20 protein-coding genes are annotated in these 18,769 nt (G+C 36.3%); 10 read left to right on the plus strand and 10 right to left on the minus strand.

Annotation, left to right across the window (positions count from 1 at the left end):
• Positions 1 to 12: 12 nt before the first annotated feature.
• Positions 13 to 1,320 (plus strand): bifunctional folylpolyglutamate synthase/dihydrofolate synthase, encoded by a 1,308-nt coding sequence (locus tag EO766_RS03365; RefSeq protein WP_074419649.1) that lies wholly within the window; start codon positions 13 to 15, stop codon positions 1,318 to 1,320.
• Here EO766_RS03365 and EO766_RS03370 read toward each other — a convergent pair.
• The 6 genes from EO766_RS03370 to EO766_RS03395 form a co-directional block, all read right to left on the minus strand.
• Entirely contained in the window at positions 1,317 to 1,877 is a 561-nt protein-coding gene (locus EO766_RS03370; protein WP_074419650.1) for an NUDIX hydrolase, read from the minus strand. The two genes, EO766_RS03365 and EO766_RS03370, sit on opposite strands and share 4 nt — an antisense overlap.
• Positions 1,877 to 2,404: a YfiT family bacillithiol transferase gene (locus tag EO766_RS03375; RefSeq protein WP_074419651.1), complete on the minus strand. Its 528-nt coding sequence runs from the start codon at positions 2,402 to 2,404 to the stop codon at positions 1,877 to 1,879. Before EO766_RS03375 ends, EO766_RS03370 begins: the two co-directional genes overlap by 1 nt.
• A 7-nt stretch (positions 2,405 to 2,411) precedes the next feature.
• Complete coding sequence (locus tag EO766_RS03380) at positions 2,412 to 3,173, minus strand: ABC transporter ATP-binding protein (RefSeq protein WP_218330339.1); 762 nt, start codon at positions 3,171 to 3,173, stop codon at positions 2,412 to 2,414.
• A 2-nt stretch (positions 3,174 to 3,175) separates the two neighbouring features.
• On the minus strand, positions 3,176 to 3,682 hold the full coding sequence (locus EO766_RS03385; RefSeq protein WP_074419710.1) for a hypothetical protein: 507 nt from the start codon (positions 3,680 to 3,682) through the stop codon (positions 3,176 to 3,178).
• Positions 3,666 to 4,694: a class 1 fructose-bisphosphatase gene (gene fbp / locus EO766_RS03390; protein WP_074419711.1), complete on the minus strand. Its 1,029-nt coding sequence runs from the start codon at positions 4,692 to 4,694 to the stop codon at positions 3,666 to 3,668. The genes EO766_RS03385 and fbp overlap by 17 nt, the downstream gene beginning before the upstream one ends.
• Positions 4,695 to 4,791: 97 nt before the next feature.
• Positions 4,792 to 5,289: a CAP domain-containing protein gene (locus EO766_RS03395; RefSeq protein WP_218330338.1), complete on the minus strand. Its 498-nt coding sequence runs from the start codon at positions 5,287 to 5,289 to the stop codon at positions 4,792 to 4,794.
• Positions 5,290 to 5,405: 116 nt separating this feature from the next.
• Between EO766_RS03395 and EO766_RS03400 the strand changes: the two genes are divergently transcribed.
• On the plus strand, positions 5,406 to 6,671 hold the full coding sequence (locus EO766_RS03400; RefSeq protein ID WP_218330337.1) for an aspartate kinase: 1,266 nt from the start codon (positions 5,406 to 5,408) through the stop codon (positions 6,669 to 6,671).
• A gap of 3 nt (positions 6,672 to 6,674) precedes the next feature.
• On the opposite strand, the gene EO766_RS03405 is transcribed toward EO766_RS03400, so the two are convergent.
• Complete coding sequence (locus tag EO766_RS03405) at positions 6,675 to 7,427, minus strand: L,D-transpeptidase family protein (protein WP_074419677.1); 753 nt, start codon at positions 7,425 to 7,427, stop codon at positions 6,675 to 6,677.
• Between the two features lie 140 nt (positions 7,428 to 7,567).
• A complete protein-coding gene (hppD, locus tag EO766_RS03410; RefSeq protein WP_287100678.1) occupies positions 7,568 to 8,704 on the minus strand; it encodes a 4-hydroxyphenylpyruvate dioxygenase in 1,137 nt (378 codons plus the stop codon).
• A gap of 316 nt (positions 8,705 to 9,020) precedes the next feature.
• On the opposite strand from hppD, the gene EO766_RS03415 reads away from it, so the two are divergent.
• Entirely contained in the window at positions 9,021 to 10,139 is a 1,119-nt protein-coding gene (locus EO766_RS03415; protein WP_287100679.1) for a 5-(carboxyamino)imidazole ribonucleotide synthase, read from the plus strand.
• Here the strand turns inward: EO766_RS03415 and EO766_RS03420 are convergent.
• Positions 10,122 to 11,159: a DUF3078 domain-containing protein gene (locus EO766_RS03420; RefSeq protein WP_068241342.1), complete on the minus strand. Its 1,038-nt coding sequence runs from the start codon at positions 11,157 to 11,159 to the stop codon at positions 10,122 to 10,124. The genes EO766_RS03415 and EO766_RS03420 overlap by 18 nt on opposite strands.
• Positions 11,160 to 11,363: 204 nt before the next feature.
• Here EO766_RS03420 and miaB point away from each other — a divergent pair, with 204 nt between their 5' ends.
• From miaB to EO766_RS03455, 7 genes are all read left to right on the plus strand, one after another.
• Positions 11,364 to 12,791 carry a tRNA (N6-isopentenyl adenosine(37)-C2)-methylthiotransferase MiaB gene (gene miaB / locus EO766_RS03425; RefSeq protein WP_218330335.1) on the plus strand — a complete coding sequence of 476 codons (1,428 nt, stop codon included), beginning with the start codon at positions 11,364 to 11,366 and terminating at the stop codon, positions 12,789 to 12,791.
• A gap of 52 nt (positions 12,792 to 12,843) precedes the next feature.
• The gene (locus EO766_RS03430) at positions 12,844 to 14,127 is read left to right on the plus strand and encodes a sigma-54 interaction domain-containing protein (protein ID WP_068241344.1); all 1,284 of its coding nucleotides are present in this window, start codon (positions 12,844 to 12,846) and stop codon (positions 14,125 to 14,127) included.
• Entirely contained in the window at positions 14,111 to 14,683 is a 573-nt protein-coding gene (gene lptE, locus EO766_RS03435; protein WP_287100680.1) for an LPS assembly lipoprotein LptE, read from the plus strand. Before EO766_RS03430 ends, lptE begins: the two co-directional genes overlap by 17 nt.
• 20 nt (positions 14,684 to 14,703) lie before the next feature.
• Positions 14,704 to 15,861: a hypothetical protein gene (locus EO766_RS03440; protein ID WP_074419350.1), complete on the plus strand. Its 1,158-nt coding sequence runs from the start codon at positions 14,704 to 14,706 to the stop codon at positions 15,859 to 15,861.
• Between the two features lies 1 nt (position 15,862).
• The gene (secG, locus tag EO766_RS03445; protein WP_074419351.1) at positions 15,863 to 16,195 is read left to right on the plus strand and encodes a preprotein translocase subunit SecG; all 333 of its coding nucleotides are present in this window, start codon (positions 15,863 to 15,865) and stop codon (positions 16,193 to 16,195) included.
• Positions 16,196 to 16,264: 69 nt separating this feature from the next.
• Positions 16,265 to 17,305 (plus strand): endolytic transglycosylase MltG, encoded by a 1,041-nt coding sequence (mltG, locus tag EO766_RS03450; protein ID WP_074419352.1) that lies wholly within the window; start codon positions 16,265 to 16,267, stop codon positions 17,303 to 17,305.
• Positions 17,302 to 18,279 (plus strand): YihY/virulence factor BrkB family protein, encoded by a 978-nt coding sequence (locus EO766_RS03455; protein WP_074417979.1) that lies wholly within the window; start codon positions 17,302 to 17,304, stop codon positions 18,277 to 18,279. The genes mltG and EO766_RS03455 overlap by 4 nt, the downstream gene beginning before the upstream one ends.
• Here EO766_RS03455 and EO766_RS03460 read toward each other — a convergent pair.
• Positions 18,276 to 18,764 carry a TlpA disulfide reductase family protein gene (locus tag EO766_RS03460; RefSeq protein WP_074419353.1) on the minus strand — a complete coding sequence of 163 codons (489 nt, stop codon included), beginning with the start codon at positions 18,762 to 18,764 and terminating at the stop codon, positions 18,276 to 18,278. The genes EO766_RS03455 and EO766_RS03460 overlap by 4 nt on opposite strands.
• Positions 18,765 to 18,769: the final 5 nt, after the last annotated feature.

Below are 18,769 nucleotides of genomic sequence, written 5' to 3' on the forward strand. Positions count from 1 at the left end.
ATTACCAAGTATATGAATTACAGGGAAACAATCGCCTACTTATATGAGCAATTGCCTATGTTCAGTAAACAAGGCGAATCTGCTTACAAAAAAGATTTAACCAACACCCTATTGCTATGTGAAAAATTAAGGAATCCACAACAGCATTTTAAAACCATTCATATTGCCGGCACCAATGGTAAAGGAAGTACCAGCCATATGTTGGCTGCTATTTTGCAAACTGCAGGTTATAAAACAGGCTTATACACTTCGCCACATTTAAAAGATTTTAGAGAACGCATTAAAGTAAATGGCAACCTGTGTTCAGAAGAATTTATTGTATCTTTTACCGAGCAAATGATTCCGGCTATTCAATCCATTCAACCTTCTTTTTTTGAAATTACCGTTGCCATGGCTTTTGATTATTTTTCGAAACAACAGGTTGATATTGCAGTGATTGAAACGGGTTTGGGCGGAAGATTGGACAGTACAAATATAATTTTACCGGAACTCTCTGTTATTACCAATATTGGCTGGGACCATATGAATTTACTCGGCAATACTTTAGAAGCCATTGCATCAGAAAAAGCAGGTATCATCAAGAAAAATATTCCGGTAGTAATTGGAGAAGTAATTCCCGAAACAAAATCTGTTTTTGAAAACAGCGCCAAACAAAATAGTGCCCCGATCATTTTTGCGCAGGAACAGTTTTCGCTTTTCAAATATCAACAAACCTTAGAAACACTTACGGTAACCGTTAAAAATAATAATAGCGGCCTGCATGAAACATATACTTTAGATTTACCCGGGCTATACCAAACCAATAATCTGATTACAGTTTTAACATCCATACAACAACTGAATAAAAATGGATGGAATTTGCAGGAATCGGTTGTGCAAAAAGCACTTGCACATACAAAAAAAGTTACCGGCTTACATGGCCGATGGGAATTATTACAGCAACAGCCCAACGTTATTGCAGATGTGGCACATAATGAAGCGGGCATACAACAACTATTGCAACAAATTGCCATCAGCCAATACCGGCATTTACACTTGGTTTTTGGTATGGTAAAAGATAAAGATGCCGATACAGTTTTAAAGTTGTTACCAAAACAAGCCAGTTATTATTTTACACAGGCACATATTCCCAGAGCTTTGGCAGCAGATATTTTATTGGAAAAAGCAAGCATATTTGGTTTAAAGGGCAAAACTTATTCGCAGGTAAATGAAGCTGTTCGTGCTGCTATTCAACAGGCCGGGAAAAATGATTTAATTGTGGTTTGTGGCAGTGTATTTTTAATTGCAGAAATAGATAAAGAAAAATTTATATCACTTTAAAAATACAGTTCTCCTAATTGTTCTAATGCAAGCATGATACAGGTTATATGCATACTTTGTATAATTTTGTTTGCCCGAATCATTTGTTTTATTTCAGCAATATTAGCCAGAAATACCTCTAAATCTTCACCGGAATCAAAATTTTGAGCAGCTACTTTTTCACCACCTGTTGCTAAAAATAGATGCATGATGTTATTGTTGGTAGATGGATTGGCGGAAGTAACACCTAATTTTTGAAAATGAGTAAACTGATATCCCGTTTCTTCTAACAATTCTCTTTGTATGGCCGCTTCCGGTGATGCATCGGTGGCATCAATACATCCACCTGGCGTTTCAATATCAGTTCGGCCTAAAGCATGGCGGTATTGTTTTTCCAAAATTACTTTACCATCCTTCGTCAGTGCAAAAGCCGTTACCCAATCCGGAAATTCATACACATAATAAGGGTTTATGATTTTACCATTCGGCAACATGCAGGCATCTTTTCGAATAGTGGCCCAGGTGTCTTTTAATAAGTATGTAGAAGAAAGCGTTTTCCAGGTTAAATCTCTTTCCATTACCAGTTCATTCTTTCTTTGAGTGATATAATATGCGCTGTATGATGTTTTCCATGCCAGACATATAAACCTAATAACAACCACAAACTCATTTCTCTTCCTTGTTCGGGATGAATAACAGTTCGTTCAAAATCCTGTTGTGATAAATCTTTTATTGCTGCATACCATCTTCTATGCAAAACATGCAATAGTGTTAGTGAAACATTAACAGGTACCGTTTCATTATCTGCCAGTAATGCCCAGGCTTTTTCTTCATAAGGTTTAATAACAGGTTTTAATTCTGTTAAACCCAATTTAAATCTGATGTAGGCATTCATGTGGCTGTCTGCTACATGGTGTATCAATTGCTTCACCGTCCATCCACCATCGCGATATGCTGTGTTTAATTGAGCTGCATCGAATGTTTGTACAACTCTTTCCAGTTCTTCGGGCAATAACTGAATATCTCTTAACCATTCAATTTTTTGCGCCTCAGAAAATGGCTTCGGTTCATATTTCCCAATTGGGTAACGCTCATCTTTTTGCATAGTGGTATTATTCTTCTCTTAATGATTTGCCGGTAAGATGTATAAAAACATCTTCCAGCGTTGCTTTTTTCACTTCTTTTGTTCGTTCAAAACCGGTTGCTACCAAATTATCAATTAATTCATTTGGGGTAGCGATTGATTTTATTTTTCCACTATCAATAATGGCCACCCTGTCGCAAAGTTCCTCTGCCTCATCCATATAGTGCGTTGTAATAATTACGGTAGTTCCGGTTGATCGAATGAGTTTGATTAAATCCCATAAATTACGACGAGCCTGCGGATCTAAACCGGTGGTAGGTTCATCCAAAAAAATAATCTTGGGATGATTAATCAGTGTGGTAGCCAATGAAAACCGCTGCTGTTGCCCTCCACTCAACTCCTTATATTTTGTTTTGGCTTTATCGGCTAATTTTACTTCTTCTAATATTTTCTTTTTATCGATGGTTTTATTGTATAAACCTGCAAACAAGTCGAGCAATTCGTTCAATGTTAAACCGGGATAATACCCACTCGATTGTAATTGTACCCCTATAATTTGTTTAATTTCATTTGGATTTTTATCTAAATCAAACCCATCTACACAAATTTTGCCGCTTGTTTTTTCTTTTAGCGTTTCTATAATCTCAAGAGTGGTTGATTTGCCAGCACCATTGGGACCCAGTAAACCGAAAATTTCGCCTTCCAATACCTGAAAACTAATGCCTTTTACTGCGGCTACATCAGCATAATTTTTTGTAAGTTCCTTTACTTCAATAATTGTTTTTTGCATAACTAAAAATTTATGGCCAATCCTATTTTATTTGCCGAAAATCCAATACCTGCTTGTATTTTAGGTAGTTTTTGATGCTGCTTTTCATTAAAAAACTGAACTGCCATGAGCAGGTTTTTCTGCCCCGAAGCTATTAAATATCCGCCAACAATGGTTGAAGTAAATCCGGCACCTATTAAAATCCAGCCGGTTGATTGGTGGTTATTGGAAGCCAGCCCAACGCCTGCACCCATCATACCTGCACCCAGCACACCCAAAATATTACCGAAAATTTTGTTCGACTGATGTTTTTGATACAAATGTATTAACAGGGGGTCACCCATTCGGTAAAAAAGGGCTTTAAACTCTCTGGCACCGCGGTACATCGTGTCCTCATATAAAAGGGTATTGATTTTCGGATTAATGAAATAATTCAGTTTTCCGGGATCTAATACCTGCTGTGCTTTTACATTGTTTTGTAACCCACCCACCAATAATAGAATACACAAAATTTTAAAAACCGGCTTCATTTGTTTCCTTTAAATAGTTTTCTAATTCATCCATCATCTGCCTGCTGCCAATAAACAATGGCGAACGTTGATGTAATTGATGGGGTTGTACATCTAATACCCGTTGTTGCCCATTGGTTGCCTTTCCGCCGGCCATTTCAACAATAAAAGCCAATGGATTACACTCATACAATAATCTTAACTTTCCATTGGGGCGATCAGTTGTTCCGGGATACATAAAAATACCCCCCTTTAACAAATTGCGGTGTACATCGGCTACCATACTGCCAATATAACGCTGGGTATATGGTCCTCCCTCCGACTTTGGTTTTTGCTGACAGGCTGTGATATATTTTTGTACGCCTTTGTCGTATTTAAAAAAATAACCGTGATTCACTGAATAAAAATTACCGGTTGCCGGGCATTGAATATTGGGATGGCTCAAACAAAATTCACCAATGGAGGGATCTAACGTAAACCCATTTACGCCACGTTTAGTTGCATACACCAACATAGTAGATGAACCGTAAATAATGTAACCAGCTGCTACTTGCTTGTTACCGGGTTGTAAAAAGTCCTCTTTAGTACAAGGTGTGCCTTTAGGGCTAACCCTTCTAAACACACTAAAAATGGTTCCAATAGAAATATTTACATCAATATTTCCGCTGCCATCTAAGGGATCAAACAAAACAACATACTTACTGTTGTTGCTCACTTCATCATCAAAAATTACAAAATCATCTAATTCTTCACTGCCAATACCTGCACAGCTAATGCCATGTTGTAATGCCCCCATAAATTGGTTATTGGCAAAAATGTCTAATTTTTTTACATCCTCACCTTGTACATTAATGGAACCTGCATCGCCCAAAATATCAACTAAACCTGCTTTATTTACTTCTACATTTACACGTTTGGCAGCGAGGCCCATATCGCGCAGTAAGCTACTTAATTCACCTGTAGCAGTAGGAAACTGTCTTAACTGCTGAATAGTAAATTCATCTAAGGTTAAAATTTTTCTGTTAACCACCATGGCATTTTATGTTTTCGATAAAGATAAAGGGCAGATAGAATACATACAATATTTTTTTATGCAATCGTGTTCGCCCTACACATTAAATGCCACCCTGTTAATTTGGTTTATATATAAAAATTTGGGTAAAATATAAATTCCCATCATTACTTTGTGCAATACCAATGGCTGTTAAATTATAACTTCCTTCAATATTTTTTTTATGCCCCGGACTATGCAGCCAGCCATTTACAACAGCCTGGGCATCTAAATGGCCTAATGCAACATTTTCTGCACCGCCACGCAAATACCCCAATTTACTTTTAATGGCATTAAATCGATTATCGAAACCATCATGCCCAAAAACAACCCGGTGTTTGGCCATATCGTTACTATGCTCCACTGCTTCAGTGTAAATCGTCTTATCCCATTGTAAAGGAGCTAAGCCCATACCCGTTCGATGTTGATTAATGTAATACAACACATCTTTCTCCATTTTTGCAAAATTGGTAACAGCGGGGCTATGTAAGGTATCAGTACCAATACAACCATTGCCAACAAAAGCCAAAGTAATCAGCGATAATTTTACAGTTTTAAATAGAAATGAAAATAGCATTGTATTATTTTTTGCATGTAAATTCAATAATTATACCAACAAATTTTTGGTAAACTTTTAGATGGCATAATTACTGTAGCTTTGCAAATCTTCCACCTAATCATTTGTTAAATAGCATGATTGTTTATAAGTTCGGCGGGGCAAGCATTAGCAATATTGATCGCATTCAACAGGTTATTGAAATTGTAAAAAACATTCCGGAAAACGAAACGGCCATATTGGTTGTTTCAGCAATGGGTAAAACAACCAATGCATTGGAAAAAGTGGTAGAAGCATTTTACAACCAGAACCCAACAGAAGCCATAGCACTTTTTAATGTAATTAAAAACCAACATTTAACAATTGCAAAATATTTATTAACTCAACAATACAATGAATGCTATTCAAAACTGGTTGATGTTTTTACAGAAGTAGAATGGTTGTTACACGATAAGCCTGTAAAAGTATTTGATTATTATTATGACCAGATTGTTTGTGCGGGAGAATTACTCAGCTCTGCTATTCTGCATTTTTATTGTAAGGAAAATCATATTGCCAGTAAATGGGTGGATGTTCGGGATGTATTGTTAACAGATAATAATTTCAGGGATGCAGCCATTGAATGGCCAATAACCGAAAACAAGGCAAAGCAAGTTTTTTTAAAAAATGATGCAGCAATTTATGTTACCCAGGGATTTATTGGTGCTACATCTGATAATGAAAGCACCACTTTGGGCAGAGAAGGGAGCGATTTTACCGCAGCTATTTTAGGCAATCTGTTACATGCTGATAGTGTAACCATCTGGAAAGATGTGGAAGGTGTGATGAGTGCTGACCCGAAACATTTTCCTGAAGCTGTTTATATTCCTGAATTAAATTACAGTGAGGTTATTGAAATGGCGTATTATGGTGCCCAGGTCATTCATCCCAAAACCATCAAGCCATTACAAAACAAAAACATTCCATTGCTGGTAAAATGTTTTCAAGACCCTGCACTGCCCGGTACCATCATTCATAAAACACAACAACTGCAATTACCTCCTATACAGATTTTAAAAGAAAAACAGGTGCTGGTTACCTTGCAAAGTCTTGATTTTTCTTTTGTAGGCGGTGTATCCATGAATAGCATTTATGCAATTTTGCAGGAATTGAAACTCATTCCAAACCTAATTCAGTTCGGTGCCATTTCTGTTCAAATTTGTTTAGATGATAAACCGGAAAAAATTGCACAATTGGCTTTAGCTGCAGCAGCAAATTTTGATGTTCAGGTAGAAAAAGGCTTACAGCTATTCACCGTTCGGCATTACAATACAGCTATTGCCGAAAAATTAAATCAGAAAAATGCAGCGGTGTTGCGCCAACAAACACCTGTTACCATTCAAATTCTAAAAAAAACCACATAAAATTTAATACATTACATATTTTCCCTTCTCATTAATGGTAATAACGGGCAGGGTTTTATGTTTCTCAAAGTAATTGTATACTTTTTCCAGGCTCTCAGTAAAGTTTGCATATTCTTTATCATCCTTGGTAATCTTATCCAAATAAGCCAAACTTTTTGGATTATTAAAGCGTACAGGAAAAATATGCACCGGTATAAAATCTTCGCCATTGTTTTTTGCATAAGATGCCAGTAAATACAATTCATCAATCTGATTATCCATAATAGGAATACAACCCACTGTTACGCAAGTCCCATGAATAAAAATATCGCTGCCGGGCTTAAGCGAATCAGACAATAACTGGTCTGAAACATTAGGATAATTAAGACCTAATGATAAATAATAAGTACTTTTAGGATTAAACAGATTAATATAATAAAAGCCCTCAGGTACCTGATAATCCCCTTCAATTCTTTTTGGCCCTAATCCTCCGCTTAATGCACAAATTTTGTATGTTTTAAATAATTTAAAGGGTTCATTGCTATTATTCCGCGCCCATACTTCTAACTGGCTATCGTATTTAAAGCTACGGATGTATAATTGTTTGGGTGGCCAGCTTAGCCTCTCTTTTTTAAACTGTCTTGCAAGGGTATCTTCTTTTAATTTAAATGCATTTGCTACACGTACATTTGATTTTTGATAATCTACAAACGACGTTTGTGCATTTAAATGGCCAAACGAAACAAACAGTATACAGCACAAAACAATGACTCGCATCCGATTTTCAATTTTTTATGGGTACATATCATCCAAAAATCTCCATGTTGTTATAACGACATGGAATAAATATTCGTATTAAAAACCGAAAATAAACAATCCTGATAAATCAAAAATGTGAAATTATGCAGATACTGTGTTTATAAATTACCCCGAAGTGCCTGTTCGCATTCAATAGCTTCAAAAAGTGCTTTAAAATTGCCCTTCCCAAAACTTTTTGCCCCCCGGCGCTGAATAATTTCAAAGAATAAAGTGGGTCTGTCTTCAACAGGTTTGGTAAAAATTTGTAATAAATAACCTTCTTCATCCCTGTCAATTAATATCCCTAATTTACTCAGTGCCTGTACATCTTCCTGAATGTTGCCCACCCTTTCTGAAATGGTTTCATAATAAGAAGCGGGTACTTTTAAAAATTCAACACCACGATTTTGTAGAGCCATTACTGTTTCAATAATATTATGGGTTGCCAAAGCTACATGCTGTACCCCTTCCCCATCATAAAACTCAAGGTACTCTTCTACCTGCGATTTCTTTTTACCTTCTGCCGGTTCATTAATAGGAAACTTCACAAAACCATTTCCGTTACTCATTACTTTGCTCATCAAAGCTGAATATTCGGTTGATATATCCGTATCATCGAATGTTAAAATGTTTCTGAATCCCATTACATTTTCATAAAATGACACCCATTTATTCATTTGATTCCATCCTACATTGCCTACACAATGGTCAACATACAATAAACCGGTTTCAGTTGGCTGATAGTTTGTATTCCATATTTGATAGCCGGGCATGAACGGGCCATTATAATTTTTTCGTTCAATAAACAAATGCACGGTATCGCCATAGGTATGAATTCCGCTTATTACCACTACCCCATCTTTATCGGTTAATGTTTTGGGATCCATAAAACTTTTGGCACCGCGATGCGTGGTTTGCTGCCAGGAGTTGGTTGCATCGGGTACACGTAGTGCCAATACTTTAATACCATCGCCATGTTTAAAAATATGTTGTGCTATTGGGTGCGATGATTTAAGGGGTGTAGTGAATACAAAGGTTAATTTGTTTTGCCGCAATACATAACTTGCTGTGTCATGATTGCCGTTTTCGGGCCCGGAGTAGGCAACACTTTGAAAACCAAATGCGGTTTTATAGTAATGGGCAGACTGTTTGGCATTTCCCACATAAAATTCTACATAATCTGTTCCTTCCAATGGAAGGAAATCCTGAACTGCCAGATTGGAAATACCAGTATTTCCTTTTACCTGAAAAAACATAAATACAAATTTTAATGACTGAAAAAATGAGATACAAAAGTTAGTAGTTCTGCAACTGTTAGCCGGCCGAGTCCATAGCCAAGGCAAACATCAGCAAACAATAATTTGCCCTTCTGTCATTAAATAATTTGTATGGGTAATCAGGTAACATGAATCAAAAGTAAAACATTTAAGCAAAATGCATCATAACATTGTGCTACCGTTTTATCTTCGCAATGGAATTGCAAACAGTATTGTTACCAATACCATTCAATAACCGTATTTTTAAAAAATACGATTTGCATTTTTGCATCATCATTTTTAAAGTATCATACCCATGAAAGTAGGCATTTTAGGCGGCGGTCAATTAGGAAGAATGTTATTACAGGCTGCAGCCAACTATACTGTAGAAACCTTTGTGTTGGAGCGTGATAAGCATTGCCCTGCAGCTCATTTATGCCACCACTTTGTGCAGGGTGATATTACCGATTATAATACAGTGTATGCTTTTGGAAAACAGGTAGATGCATTAACCATTGAAATTGAAGCGGTAAATGTAGCAGCGCTGGAACAATTAGAAGCAGAAGGCATTAAAGTATATCCTTCACCCGGTGCCATTAAAATTATTAAAAATAAAATTTTACAAAAAAAATTTTATCAGCAACATCAAATTCCTACGGCCCCTTTTGTTATTACTGCTGCATTAAATGACTTATTTCAGCATACTAATTTTTTACCTGCTGTTCATAAAATTGGTGAGGGCGGGTATGATGGCAGAGGTGTTCAAATTATCAGGAGTGAAAAAGAAATTGAAAATGGGTTTAATGATCCTGCTGTTTTGGAAAAAATGATAGCTATTGAAAAAGAAATTGCCATTATTGTATCGAGAAACCACAAGGGCGAAACAGCTGTTTATCCTCCCGTTGAAATGATTTTTGATTCGGTTTTAAATATCTTAGAATACCAGATTGCCCCTGCCAGAATTAGCCAGCAATTGCTATGGAAAGCAGAAGCCATTGCCATAAAAGTAGTTCAGGAACTGAATAGTGCCGGCTTATTTGCTATTGAATTTTTAATTGATAAACAACAAGAAATTTGGGTGAATGAAACTGCACCAAGGGTGCACAATAGCGGCCATCATACCATTGAAGCCAGTTATTGCAGCCAATACGATATGCTGTGGCGCATTATTTTAGGTTATCCATTAGGTAATACAAAACTCATTTGCCCCTCAGCAATGATCAATGTTTTAGGTGAACCCGGTTATAGCGGTACACCGATTTATCATGGATTAACCGATACCCTTAAAACAGAACAGGCCTTTGTTCATTTATATGGTAAACTAACCACTAAACCCGGACGCAAAATGGGGCACGTTACCCTGCTGGCTAAAGATGAAGGTGAACTGATTTACCAGGCTCACAAAATAAAACAAATGCTAAAGGTGATTGCCTGAGGTATTTAAATTAATTCTTGGATCAATAATGGTTGGAATAGACGGCGGTGCATTGTTAACGGGAACGGGTTTATGCAATTTTTTTAACGGCATGGTAAATCCTAAGCCTATAATACTTTTTACCTGCAATGCCGGCGAATCGCCATTCGGACCAAATATTTTTACATTATCATCATAAATCATATCTAAACTATAAGAGGCGGTGAGGTATTTATTGATTTTAAAATTGAACTGATTGGTCATGAAAAAATTGATGTTTTGGGGTTGCTTCAGATAATTGGAAAATAAATCAACCCTACCTCTGTAATCTACATTCTTAATAATAGTTGTATTGTAATTAATGGTTGCAAAAGCACCAAACTCGTTCAAAACATGGCTTCCTGAATCTACCCCATAAGCTTTTTGGTTAGATAAATACTGATTGGCTACTATTACCCAACGGGAAGTGATGGGTGAAAGGAACAATGAAAATTTATCAGTGGGCTTATAATCGAAACCGGCAGCCAGAATCACAAATGCAGGCGATAAAAAACTGGAAGCAAATACCGGCGCTCCATTGGGGTATGTATACCCATCAAAAAACTGAGAACGAAAATTAAATAATCCGGACAAATACCATTTACCCAGCGTATCAACTTTATAACCATACTTACTCACAAAATCAATTCGGTCATCATTTTTTCTCCCACCTAAACTTGTAGTTTGAATATATCCCAGATTAACATCCAGGTTATTATCCCAACTATGCCGTTCCTTTTTATAATAAACAAAATAATTAAAATAGGAACTAACTGCTAACGAAAAATTATCACCTCCTGCAGCCCAGTTACTCAACGAACCCTGTGATAAACTAAAATTAAATAACCCCCCTCTTTTCCAACGCCAGTTAATGGAATCTTTATCCTTATCCTTCTTAATCGGTCTGTAAATCTCATTTTTTAATGTGTTCACTAAAATATCCTGTGCCTGCACCTGACTGGCCCCCAGCATTAACAAAAAAATAAATCCTATTTGCTTCATGAAAGTTTGGCGATTAAATGAACAATGACCTCATGCAAAACAGTTCTTGCTTTCTTCAAACAGACCATTGCTTAAAAATATAAATACCTGCTCAATTCGTACAAAAATAAAGGCATTTCTTTAAAATTATTCAATCAATCTCTGACAAAGTGTCACCACAACGTACAAAACTGTATTTTTGCAGTCCCAAAATAATTTTAACCAATGAACATATTAGATTTACCTACTAAAATTCATGATGAAAGCAGGCAGGGAGAAGCCTATGCTCCTGTTGCACAGGAAACAGCACTATTTTCAAAAAAATTTTATATTGAAAGCTATGGCTGTCAAATGAATTTCAGTGATAGCGAAATTGTTGCCGCCATTCTGCATCAGGAGGGATTTGGTGCAACCAAACAGTTTGAAGAAGCTTCGCTCATTTTATTAAATACCTGCTCCATTCGTGAAAAAGCAGAACAAACCATTCGTAAAAGATTAACCGAATTTAGAAAAACAAAAGAAAAAAAACCGGAACTATTAATTGGAATTTTAGGCTGTATGGCCGAACGCTTAAAAGCCAAGTTGTTAGAAGAAGAAAAATTAGTGGATATTGTAGTTGGGCCGGATGCGTATCGTAGTTTACCCGCATTGATTGCCGAAGCCGAAACAGGTCAGAAAGCAGTGAATGTATTATTGAGTCGGGAAGAAACCTATGCCGATATTGCACCCATTCGGTTAGACAGTAATGGCGTTACAGCTTTTGTTTCTATTATGCGTGGCTGTAATAACATGTGCAGTTTCTGTGTGGTTCCTTTTACACGTGGGCGTGAAAGAAGTAGAAATGCTGATTCAATAGTTGCCGAAGTGGAAGATTTATTTCGCCGCGGTTACAGAGAAGTTACCTTATTGGGTCAAAATGTAGACAGCTATCATTGGTTGAATGAAGCAGACAATACTTCGGTAAACTTTGCGCAGCTTTTAGAGAAAGTTGCACTTGTAAATCCATTACTGCGTGTTCGTTTTAGCACATCACATCCAAAAGATATAACAGATGATGTGCTTTACATCATGGCAAAATATAAAAACATTTGCCAATACATTCACTTGCCCATTCAAAGCGGCAATTCACGAATTTTACAATTAATGAACCGAACTTACAACAGGGAGTGGTATTTGGCTAAGGTAGACCGTATTAAAGAAATAATGCCCGATTGCTCTATTAGTACCGACATCATTACCGGATTTTGTACCGAAACAGAAGCAGAACACCAAGATACTTTAAGTGCCATGGAATATGCACAATACGATTATGCCTATATGTTTTTTTACAGTGAAAGGCCGGGCACACTTGCAGCAAAAAGATTTACCGACGATGTACCGGAAGCAGTAAAAAAAAGAAGGCTTCAGGAAATCATTAACCTGCAAAATGAACTTTCTAAAAAAAGCTATATGAATGATATGGGTAAAAGCTTTGAAGTATTAATTGAAGGCGAAAGCAAGAAAGACAATTTATACTGGAAAGGCAGAAATCCGCAAAATAAAATGCTAGTATTCCCCAAAAAACAATTCAATTACAAACCTGGAGATTATGTAAATGTGCTGGTACACGATGCTACACAGGCAACTTTATTGGGAGAAATTATACCTGCATAAAGTATTCAAAATCATATAAAAGCATCCTATTTAAACTTTAATAGCATTGGGTATGGATTTACAAAGTATAAAAAACAGATTTGGTATCATAGGCAACTCTCCTGCACTCAATTTTGCTTTAGATACTGCAGTTCAAGTAGCGGCAACTGATTTAACCGTATTAATTGTAGGAGAAAGCGGAGTGGGTAAAGAAGTATTTTCACAAATTATACATGCACTTTCTGCACGTAAACATAACCCATTTATTGCCGTAAACTGTGGGGCTATTCCGGAAGGAACGATTGATTCTGAATTATTTGGACACGAAAAAGGTGCATTTACCGGTGCAGTAGACAGTCGCAAAGGTTATTTTGAAACAGTAAACGGAGGTACTATTTTTTTGGATGAAATTGGCGAAATGCCCATGGGTACACAAGCCAGACTGTTGCGTGTTTTAGAAACAGGAGAATTTATCCGGGTTGGTTCTTCAAAAGTGCAAAAAACCGATGTTCGGGTAATAGCCGCTACCAACCGCGAATTAATTGAGTTTGCAGAAAAAGGCCGGTTTAGACAGGATTTATATTATCGTTTAAGCACTGTACCCATTCGGGTACCTGCTTTAAGAGACAGACAAGAAGATATACCCCTGCTGTTCAGAAAATTTGTAGTTGATTTTGCGGAACGCTATAAAACCAATCCTGTACAATTGAATGAGGATGCCAAAAATATACTGATGCACTATCCATTCCCCGGCAATGTAAGAGAACTAAAAAATCTGGCAGAACAAATTTCGGTTTTAAGCAACGAACCCATTTTATCAGCACAGGAATTAAGGCGTTTTTTACCTGAACGGCATCAAAATAATTTGCCGGTTTTAGCGCATGCAGCCGATGCTCCGCATCAGGAATTTGCCAATGAACGGGAACTACTATACAAACTTTTTTTCGATATGAAAAAAGATGTAACAGAGTTAAAAAAAATGTTCCTTGAAATTCTTAAAAACCCTTCTCTGGCCGGCAGTGCTGCACAATTTACCAAAGAATCTTTGATACATGATGTAACTACCCACCACGAAGACGGGTTGCACCCGCTCTTTCCGGCAAATATTACCAATCAGAATACACTGGCACCTGCTGCTTTATCAGCCAATGCCGGACAACCGGTAATTCTTAACCATGATGATGTACATCATCATGAAGTGGTTGAAGAATCGCTCAACATTATGGATAAAGAGAAAGAATTAATTATTAAAGCACTGAAAAAACATAAAGGCAAGCGAAAAGATGCAGCATCCGACCTGGGTATCAGCGAACGTACATTGTACAGAAAACTCAAAGAATATGATATTGAAGAATAAGCAAATACTATTTTTAAAGCCAATGAAGGCTTTCAAAGCAAACCCGGCATTCTTGCATCACATACATGGCTGGATGTTGTTATTCGGTGTGCTGTTTCTATCGGGCTGCAAAATTTATTCCTTCAAAGATGTTTCAATCGATTATTCCAAAATAAAAACCATAAAAATAGGGTTTATAGAAAACAGGGCCAGCTATGTAAATCCACAATTAAGCCCGCAGTTAACCGACAAATTACAACTTAAAATTGCCAGCCAAACCAAATTAATTCGTACCAATAACGATGATGCCAATCTGGTAGTGAGTGGATATATTTCTGACTACTCTGTTTCAACAGCAGCCATCTCTGCACAACAAGCCAGTGCCAACCGTTTAACCGTTTCAGCACACATAACTGTTAAAAATAATGTTGAAAATAAAACAGATGAATTTGATGTGAGCCGCAATTATGATTTTTCTTCCAATTTGTCGTTACAACAAGCCGAGGGGCAATTAATTACAACCATTGTAAGTAATATTTCAGATGATATTTTTAACCATATCTTTTCTAACTGGTAAGCTTATTGTATTTTCACAACATGAATGCTGTAATCAATCAAACTGCTTATGCTATTTTGCAACAACCTTTAGAAAAGGTTGCTGTAGAACACTTACAGCAAATTTGCAAAAGTTATCCATTTTTTACGCCTGCTCAGGTATTATTGGCCGCTAAATTACAGCAAAATGCACCGAATTTACTGGTACAGGCCCAAATCCATATCATTGCTGCACCTTGCAATATAACCTGGGTAAACTACCTACTAAACGAAACACCGGCCAATCCAACAACCGCGGGGAGGGAATCTGTGGTATTATCAAATGAAAGCAAAACCAATGCAGCAATTGCCCCTTCTGAAATGAGAGCTGAAGAACAATCTGAGCGGACAGATATGACCGATCTTGCGGCAATCAGCAACATTCCGGAAACAGAAGCAGTAACACATTCATTTTTAGAAGAAGTTAAAAATGCAGATCACTTCATCGAAATAAATCCCGAGCCTTTAGAAAACAGTGATGATTTGCAAGCAGTTGATTCTACGAATACTATTCAGGAAGAACTGCCACATGCTTTAGCAGAACATATCACTGAAAACAAAAATAATGCTGTGCCGGAAACAGCATTGCCGCAAAACAATATGGCCATTGCAGAACAAGAATTAGTGGAACATTTGGAAATGCAGGCAAATGATGCCAACGAAACAGACCAGCTGCCCGAAACTTCATCTGAAAACAAAGAACCAGCGGTTGAAAACGAAAAATTATCTGATATTATTGCAGCACAGTGGGCTTCATTTCAGGAGCCGGTTGAAACAGATGAAGAACTAACTTACGAACCGCCGCATTTACATACCATAGATTATTTTGGATCGTTAGGCATTACCGCTGATTTAACCCAAGAGCCACAAGACAAATTAAGTAAGCAACTTTTAAAATTTACTGACTGGCTTAAAATTGTTAAAAACCAGCATACCCCAGATACACATGCGGTACAACAGGCAGAAGTAGACAGTATTATACCTGGTATTGCTCAAACCTCAAACGAAACCAGAGAAATTATTACTGAAACCATGGCAGAAGTGCTGATAAAACAAGGCAAAATAGATAAAGCGGTTCAGGTTTATATTAAATTAAGTTTTTTAGATCCTGATAAATCTGCTTATTTTGCAAAAAAAATTGAACAACTAAAAGAAATGTAGCATGACTGTAATTTTTATTATTTTAATTGTAATTGCCTGTATAGCCTTAGGTTTTATTGTATTAATTCAAAATCCAAAAGGTGGTGGTTTAGCAGGAAATGTAGGTGGATTTGGCAACCAGATTATGGGTGTTAAGCAAACAACTGATGTTTTGGAAAAAGGCACCTGGTTATTTGCTGCAATTATTACCATACTCTCTCTGTTTTCTACCATAATTTTCAGAGGATCCACCAAAGGGCCCGATACTTCAATTATACAAAAAGTGAACACCAATCAAAACACAGCACCCACCAACAGTATTCCTTTAAATACTCCGCCTCCGGCTACTAAATAACTTTTTATTTATAAAATATTTACCCTGTCTGTTTGCTGCAGACAGGGTTTTTATTTATCTTGAACTACCATGCGCAAAATTATAGGCACAGTCGTTGTACTAATTGTAATCATAACCATTGGTTTTTTATGGTTTTTAGAAAGCCCTGCTACTGCTTTCAATGATAAAAAAACTTATTTCACACTTTCTGATAACAGTTTAAGCAGTCAACAAATTACCCAATCATTAAAGCAACAGCAAATTATAAAATATGGCTGGCCCTTTCAATTTGTATTAAAAGAATTGCATATAGCCAAACACATTAAACCAGGTAAATATGAGGTTAATAAAGATGCATCGCTGTTAAGCATTATTCGAATGTTGAAAAACAATCGCCAGGCCTCCATTAATTTAGTGATTACCAAATTGAGAGTAAAGGAAGATTTGGCCAAATTAATTGCAAAAAACTTTTCAACCGATTCGGTACAGGTTATGCAATTTTTAAATAGCAATGATTCGTTAAAAGAATATCATGTAGATACTGCTACTATTTTCACCATCATTTTGCCCGATACCTATACTTTTTATTGGAATACATCAATTAGAAAAATTTTTAATAAATTATATATTGCTGACAGCTTATTCTGGACCAAAAACAACAGGTTACAAAAAACTAAAGAGATAGGTCTTACCCCAACTGAAGTGTATATATTAGCCTCTATTGTTGAAGAGGAATCGAATATTGATGATGAAAGAGGAAAAATTGCCAGTGTATACCTAAACAGATTACACCAGAATATGGCATTACAGGCTTGTCCTACCATTAAATATGCCATGAAAGATTTTGCGTTGACACGTATTTATGAAAAATACTTATTAACTCCTTCTCCTTATAATACCTATCGCAACAAAGGTTTACCACCGGGCCCTATTTGCACTCCTTCAACTAAATGCATCGATATTGTTTTAAACGCTCCTAAAACCAATTATTTATATTTTGTAGCAAAAAGCGACTTTAGTGGTTACAGCCATTTTAGCAGTAATTTTGCAGAACACAATGCGTATGCAAAACAATACCAGCAGGCATTAGATGCTGCTATGGCTAAAAAACAAAAAATGAAGGGCGAGTGACAAAATTTGAAAAGACATTAGTTTCCTTCCCTCCCATTGCATTTGCAATTCGCAAAAGCAAGCAAATTGTTATTCCGGGTTTTAAAGGAATACCCCTGTTTTATGTAATTCGGTTTTTTTTTCAACAAATTAATAAAATTGGCATTATAGACAGGGCTTCAGCAATTTCATTTAATTTAATCATGGCTTTACCGGCCGCTTTTTTATTTATTTTTTCTATCATACCTTATTTACCGGACTCTTTTGATTTTAAAGGGCAAATGCTGAATTTATTTAAAGATTTAACCCCCAACTCAAACACATATAAATTAATTACTACCATAATTAATGATTTATTGAAAAAACATGTGGGTGTTTTTTCTTTTGGTTTTATTTTGGTTTTGTTTTATGCATCTAATGCAACAATGGGTATTGTAAGAACTTTCGATAAATCAATATCTGAGAAAAAAGCTTATTTTTTGCATCGAAGATGGCGCGCTATCCGATTAACTACCTTATTAATTTTATTGGTACTGGCCTCGTTGCTGGTGTTAATAGGACAAGGCGAGCTAGCCGGTTTATTGCGTGAATTTTTTCATTTCAGAAAAAAAACTTTTTTTCCCTGGTGGAATACCGTTCGTTGGGGTATTATTGTTTTATTTATATTTTTTGGTATTGCCTTTATTTATCGTTTTGCACCGGCCATTCAGAAAAAATGGCCACTCATATCACCAGGTTCTATTCTTGCAACTTTATTAATGTTACTAACCACTATTGGGTTTTCATTTTGGGTAAATCATTTTAGCAGTTATAATAAAGTGTATGGCTCAATTGGAACGGTATTAATTATTATGTTACTGATATACCTGAACTCTTTAATACTTTTAATAGGATTTGAATTGAATGTAAGTATTACTATTTTGCAACAACAAGCTGAACAGGGTAAAGCAGAAATGCTGGCACAAACAAAAAATGCAAAACAATTACAACATTAATGCCCGCCATTCAACATTTCCTGAACAGCTAAAGGAATTTGCGGTGCGGTTAATTGACGGTTATAAAATTGCCGGTATTTTGTAATCGGATTCATCATTAAAGTAGCAGGTATATTTCCATTCCATGTTCGGTCTATTTTAGGGCAAAAATCTGCTGCATTGGTTTCATTCAGCCACCAAATGGTAGCACTGTAACCATGTTGTTTTACAAATTTGGCAATGGTTTTGGGATAATCATCGGCATAATCTACACTAATTAAAATAATTTTTACTCGGTTTCCTGCAACCGCTTTTATTTCATTTTCAAAGTAATTTAACTCATGTATACAAGGTGTACACCAGGTAGCCCAAAAGTTAATGATAACCGGTTGTGTGGTGGTATCAATATAATGCACCACATCATTTATTTTTACTTTTTCAATATTTTGGGCATGCAGCTGCCGAATCACTAAAAACAAGTAAAAAACAAAAAATATTTTTTTCATATCAA

This window comes from Hydrotalea sp. AMD (assembly GCF_004100315.1).
GTDB lineage: Bacteria > Bacteroidota > Bacteroidia > Chitinophagales > Chitinophagaceae > Hydrotalea > Hydrotalea flava.

Excerpts from the sequence above, each read along its gene's own strand:
- EO766_RS03365 (WP_074419649.1), top strand. The coding sequence starts at position 13 with ATGAATTACAGGGAAACAATCGCCTACTTATATGAGCAATTGCCTATG.
- EO766_RS03370 (WP_074419650.1), bottom strand. The coding sequence starts at position 1,877 with ATGGAAAGAGATTTAACCTGGAAAACGCTTTCTTCTACATACTTATTA.
- EO766_RS03375 (WP_074419651.1), bottom strand. The coding sequence starts at position 2,404 with ATGCAAAAAGATGAGCGTTACCCAATTGGGAAATATGAACCGAAGCCA.
- EO766_RS03380 (WP_218330339.1), bottom strand. The coding sequence starts at position 3,173 with ATGCAAAAAACAATTATTGAAGTAAAGGAACTTACAAAAAATTATGCT.
- EO766_RS03385 (WP_074419710.1), bottom strand. The coding sequence starts at position 3,682 with ATGAAGCCGGTTTTTAAAATTTTGTGTATTCTATTATTGGTGGGTGGG.
- fbp (WP_074419711.1), bottom strand. The coding sequence starts at position 4,694 with ATGGTGGTTAACAGAAAAATTTTAACCTTAGATGAATTTACTATTCAG.
- EO766_RS03395 (WP_218330338.1), bottom strand. The coding sequence starts at position 5,289 with ATGCTATTTTCATTTCTATTTAAAACTGTAAAATTATCGCTGATTACT.
- EO766_RS03400 (WP_218330337.1), top strand. The coding sequence starts at position 5,406 with ATGATTGTTTATAAGTTCGGCGGGGCAAGCATTAGCAATATTGATCGC.
- EO766_RS03405 (WP_074419677.1), bottom strand. The coding sequence starts at position 7,427 with ATGCGAGTCATTGTTTTGTGCTGTATACTGTTTGTTTCGTTTGGCCAT.
- hppD (WP_287100678.1), bottom strand. The coding sequence starts at position 8,704 with ATGTTTTTTCAGGTAAAAGGAAATACTGGTATTTCCAATCTGGCAGTT.
- EO766_RS03415 (WP_287100679.1), top strand. The coding sequence starts at position 9,021 with ATGAAAGTAGGCATTTTAGGCGGCGGTCAATTAGGAAGAATGTTATTA.
- EO766_RS03420 (WP_068241342.1), bottom strand. The coding sequence starts at position 11,159 with ATGAAGCAAATAGGATTTATTTTTTTGTTAATGCTGGGGGCCAGTCAG.
- miaB (WP_218330335.1), top strand. The coding sequence starts at position 11,364 with ATGAACATATTAGATTTACCTACTAAAATTCATGATGAAAGCAGGCAG.
- EO766_RS03430 (WP_068241344.1), top strand. The coding sequence starts at position 12,844 with ATGGATTTACAAAGTATAAAAAACAGATTTGGTATCATAGGCAACTCT.
- lptE (WP_287100680.1), top strand. The coding sequence starts at position 14,111 with ATGATATTGAAGAATAAGCAAATACTATTTTTAAAGCCAATGAAGGCT.
- EO766_RS03440 (WP_074419350.1), top strand. The coding sequence starts at position 14,704 with ATGAATGCTGTAATCAATCAAACTGCTTATGCTATTTTGCAACAACCT.
- secG (WP_074419351.1), top strand. The coding sequence starts at position 15,863 with ATGACTGTAATTTTTATTATTTTAATTGTAATTGCCTGTATAGCCTTA.
- mltG (WP_074419352.1), top strand. The coding sequence starts at position 16,265 with ATGCGCAAAATTATAGGCACAGTCGTTGTACTAATTGTAATCATAACC.
- EO766_RS03460 (WP_074419353.1), bottom strand. The coding sequence starts at position 18,764 with ATGAAAAAAATATTTTTTGTTTTTTACTTGTTTTTAGTGATTCGGCAG.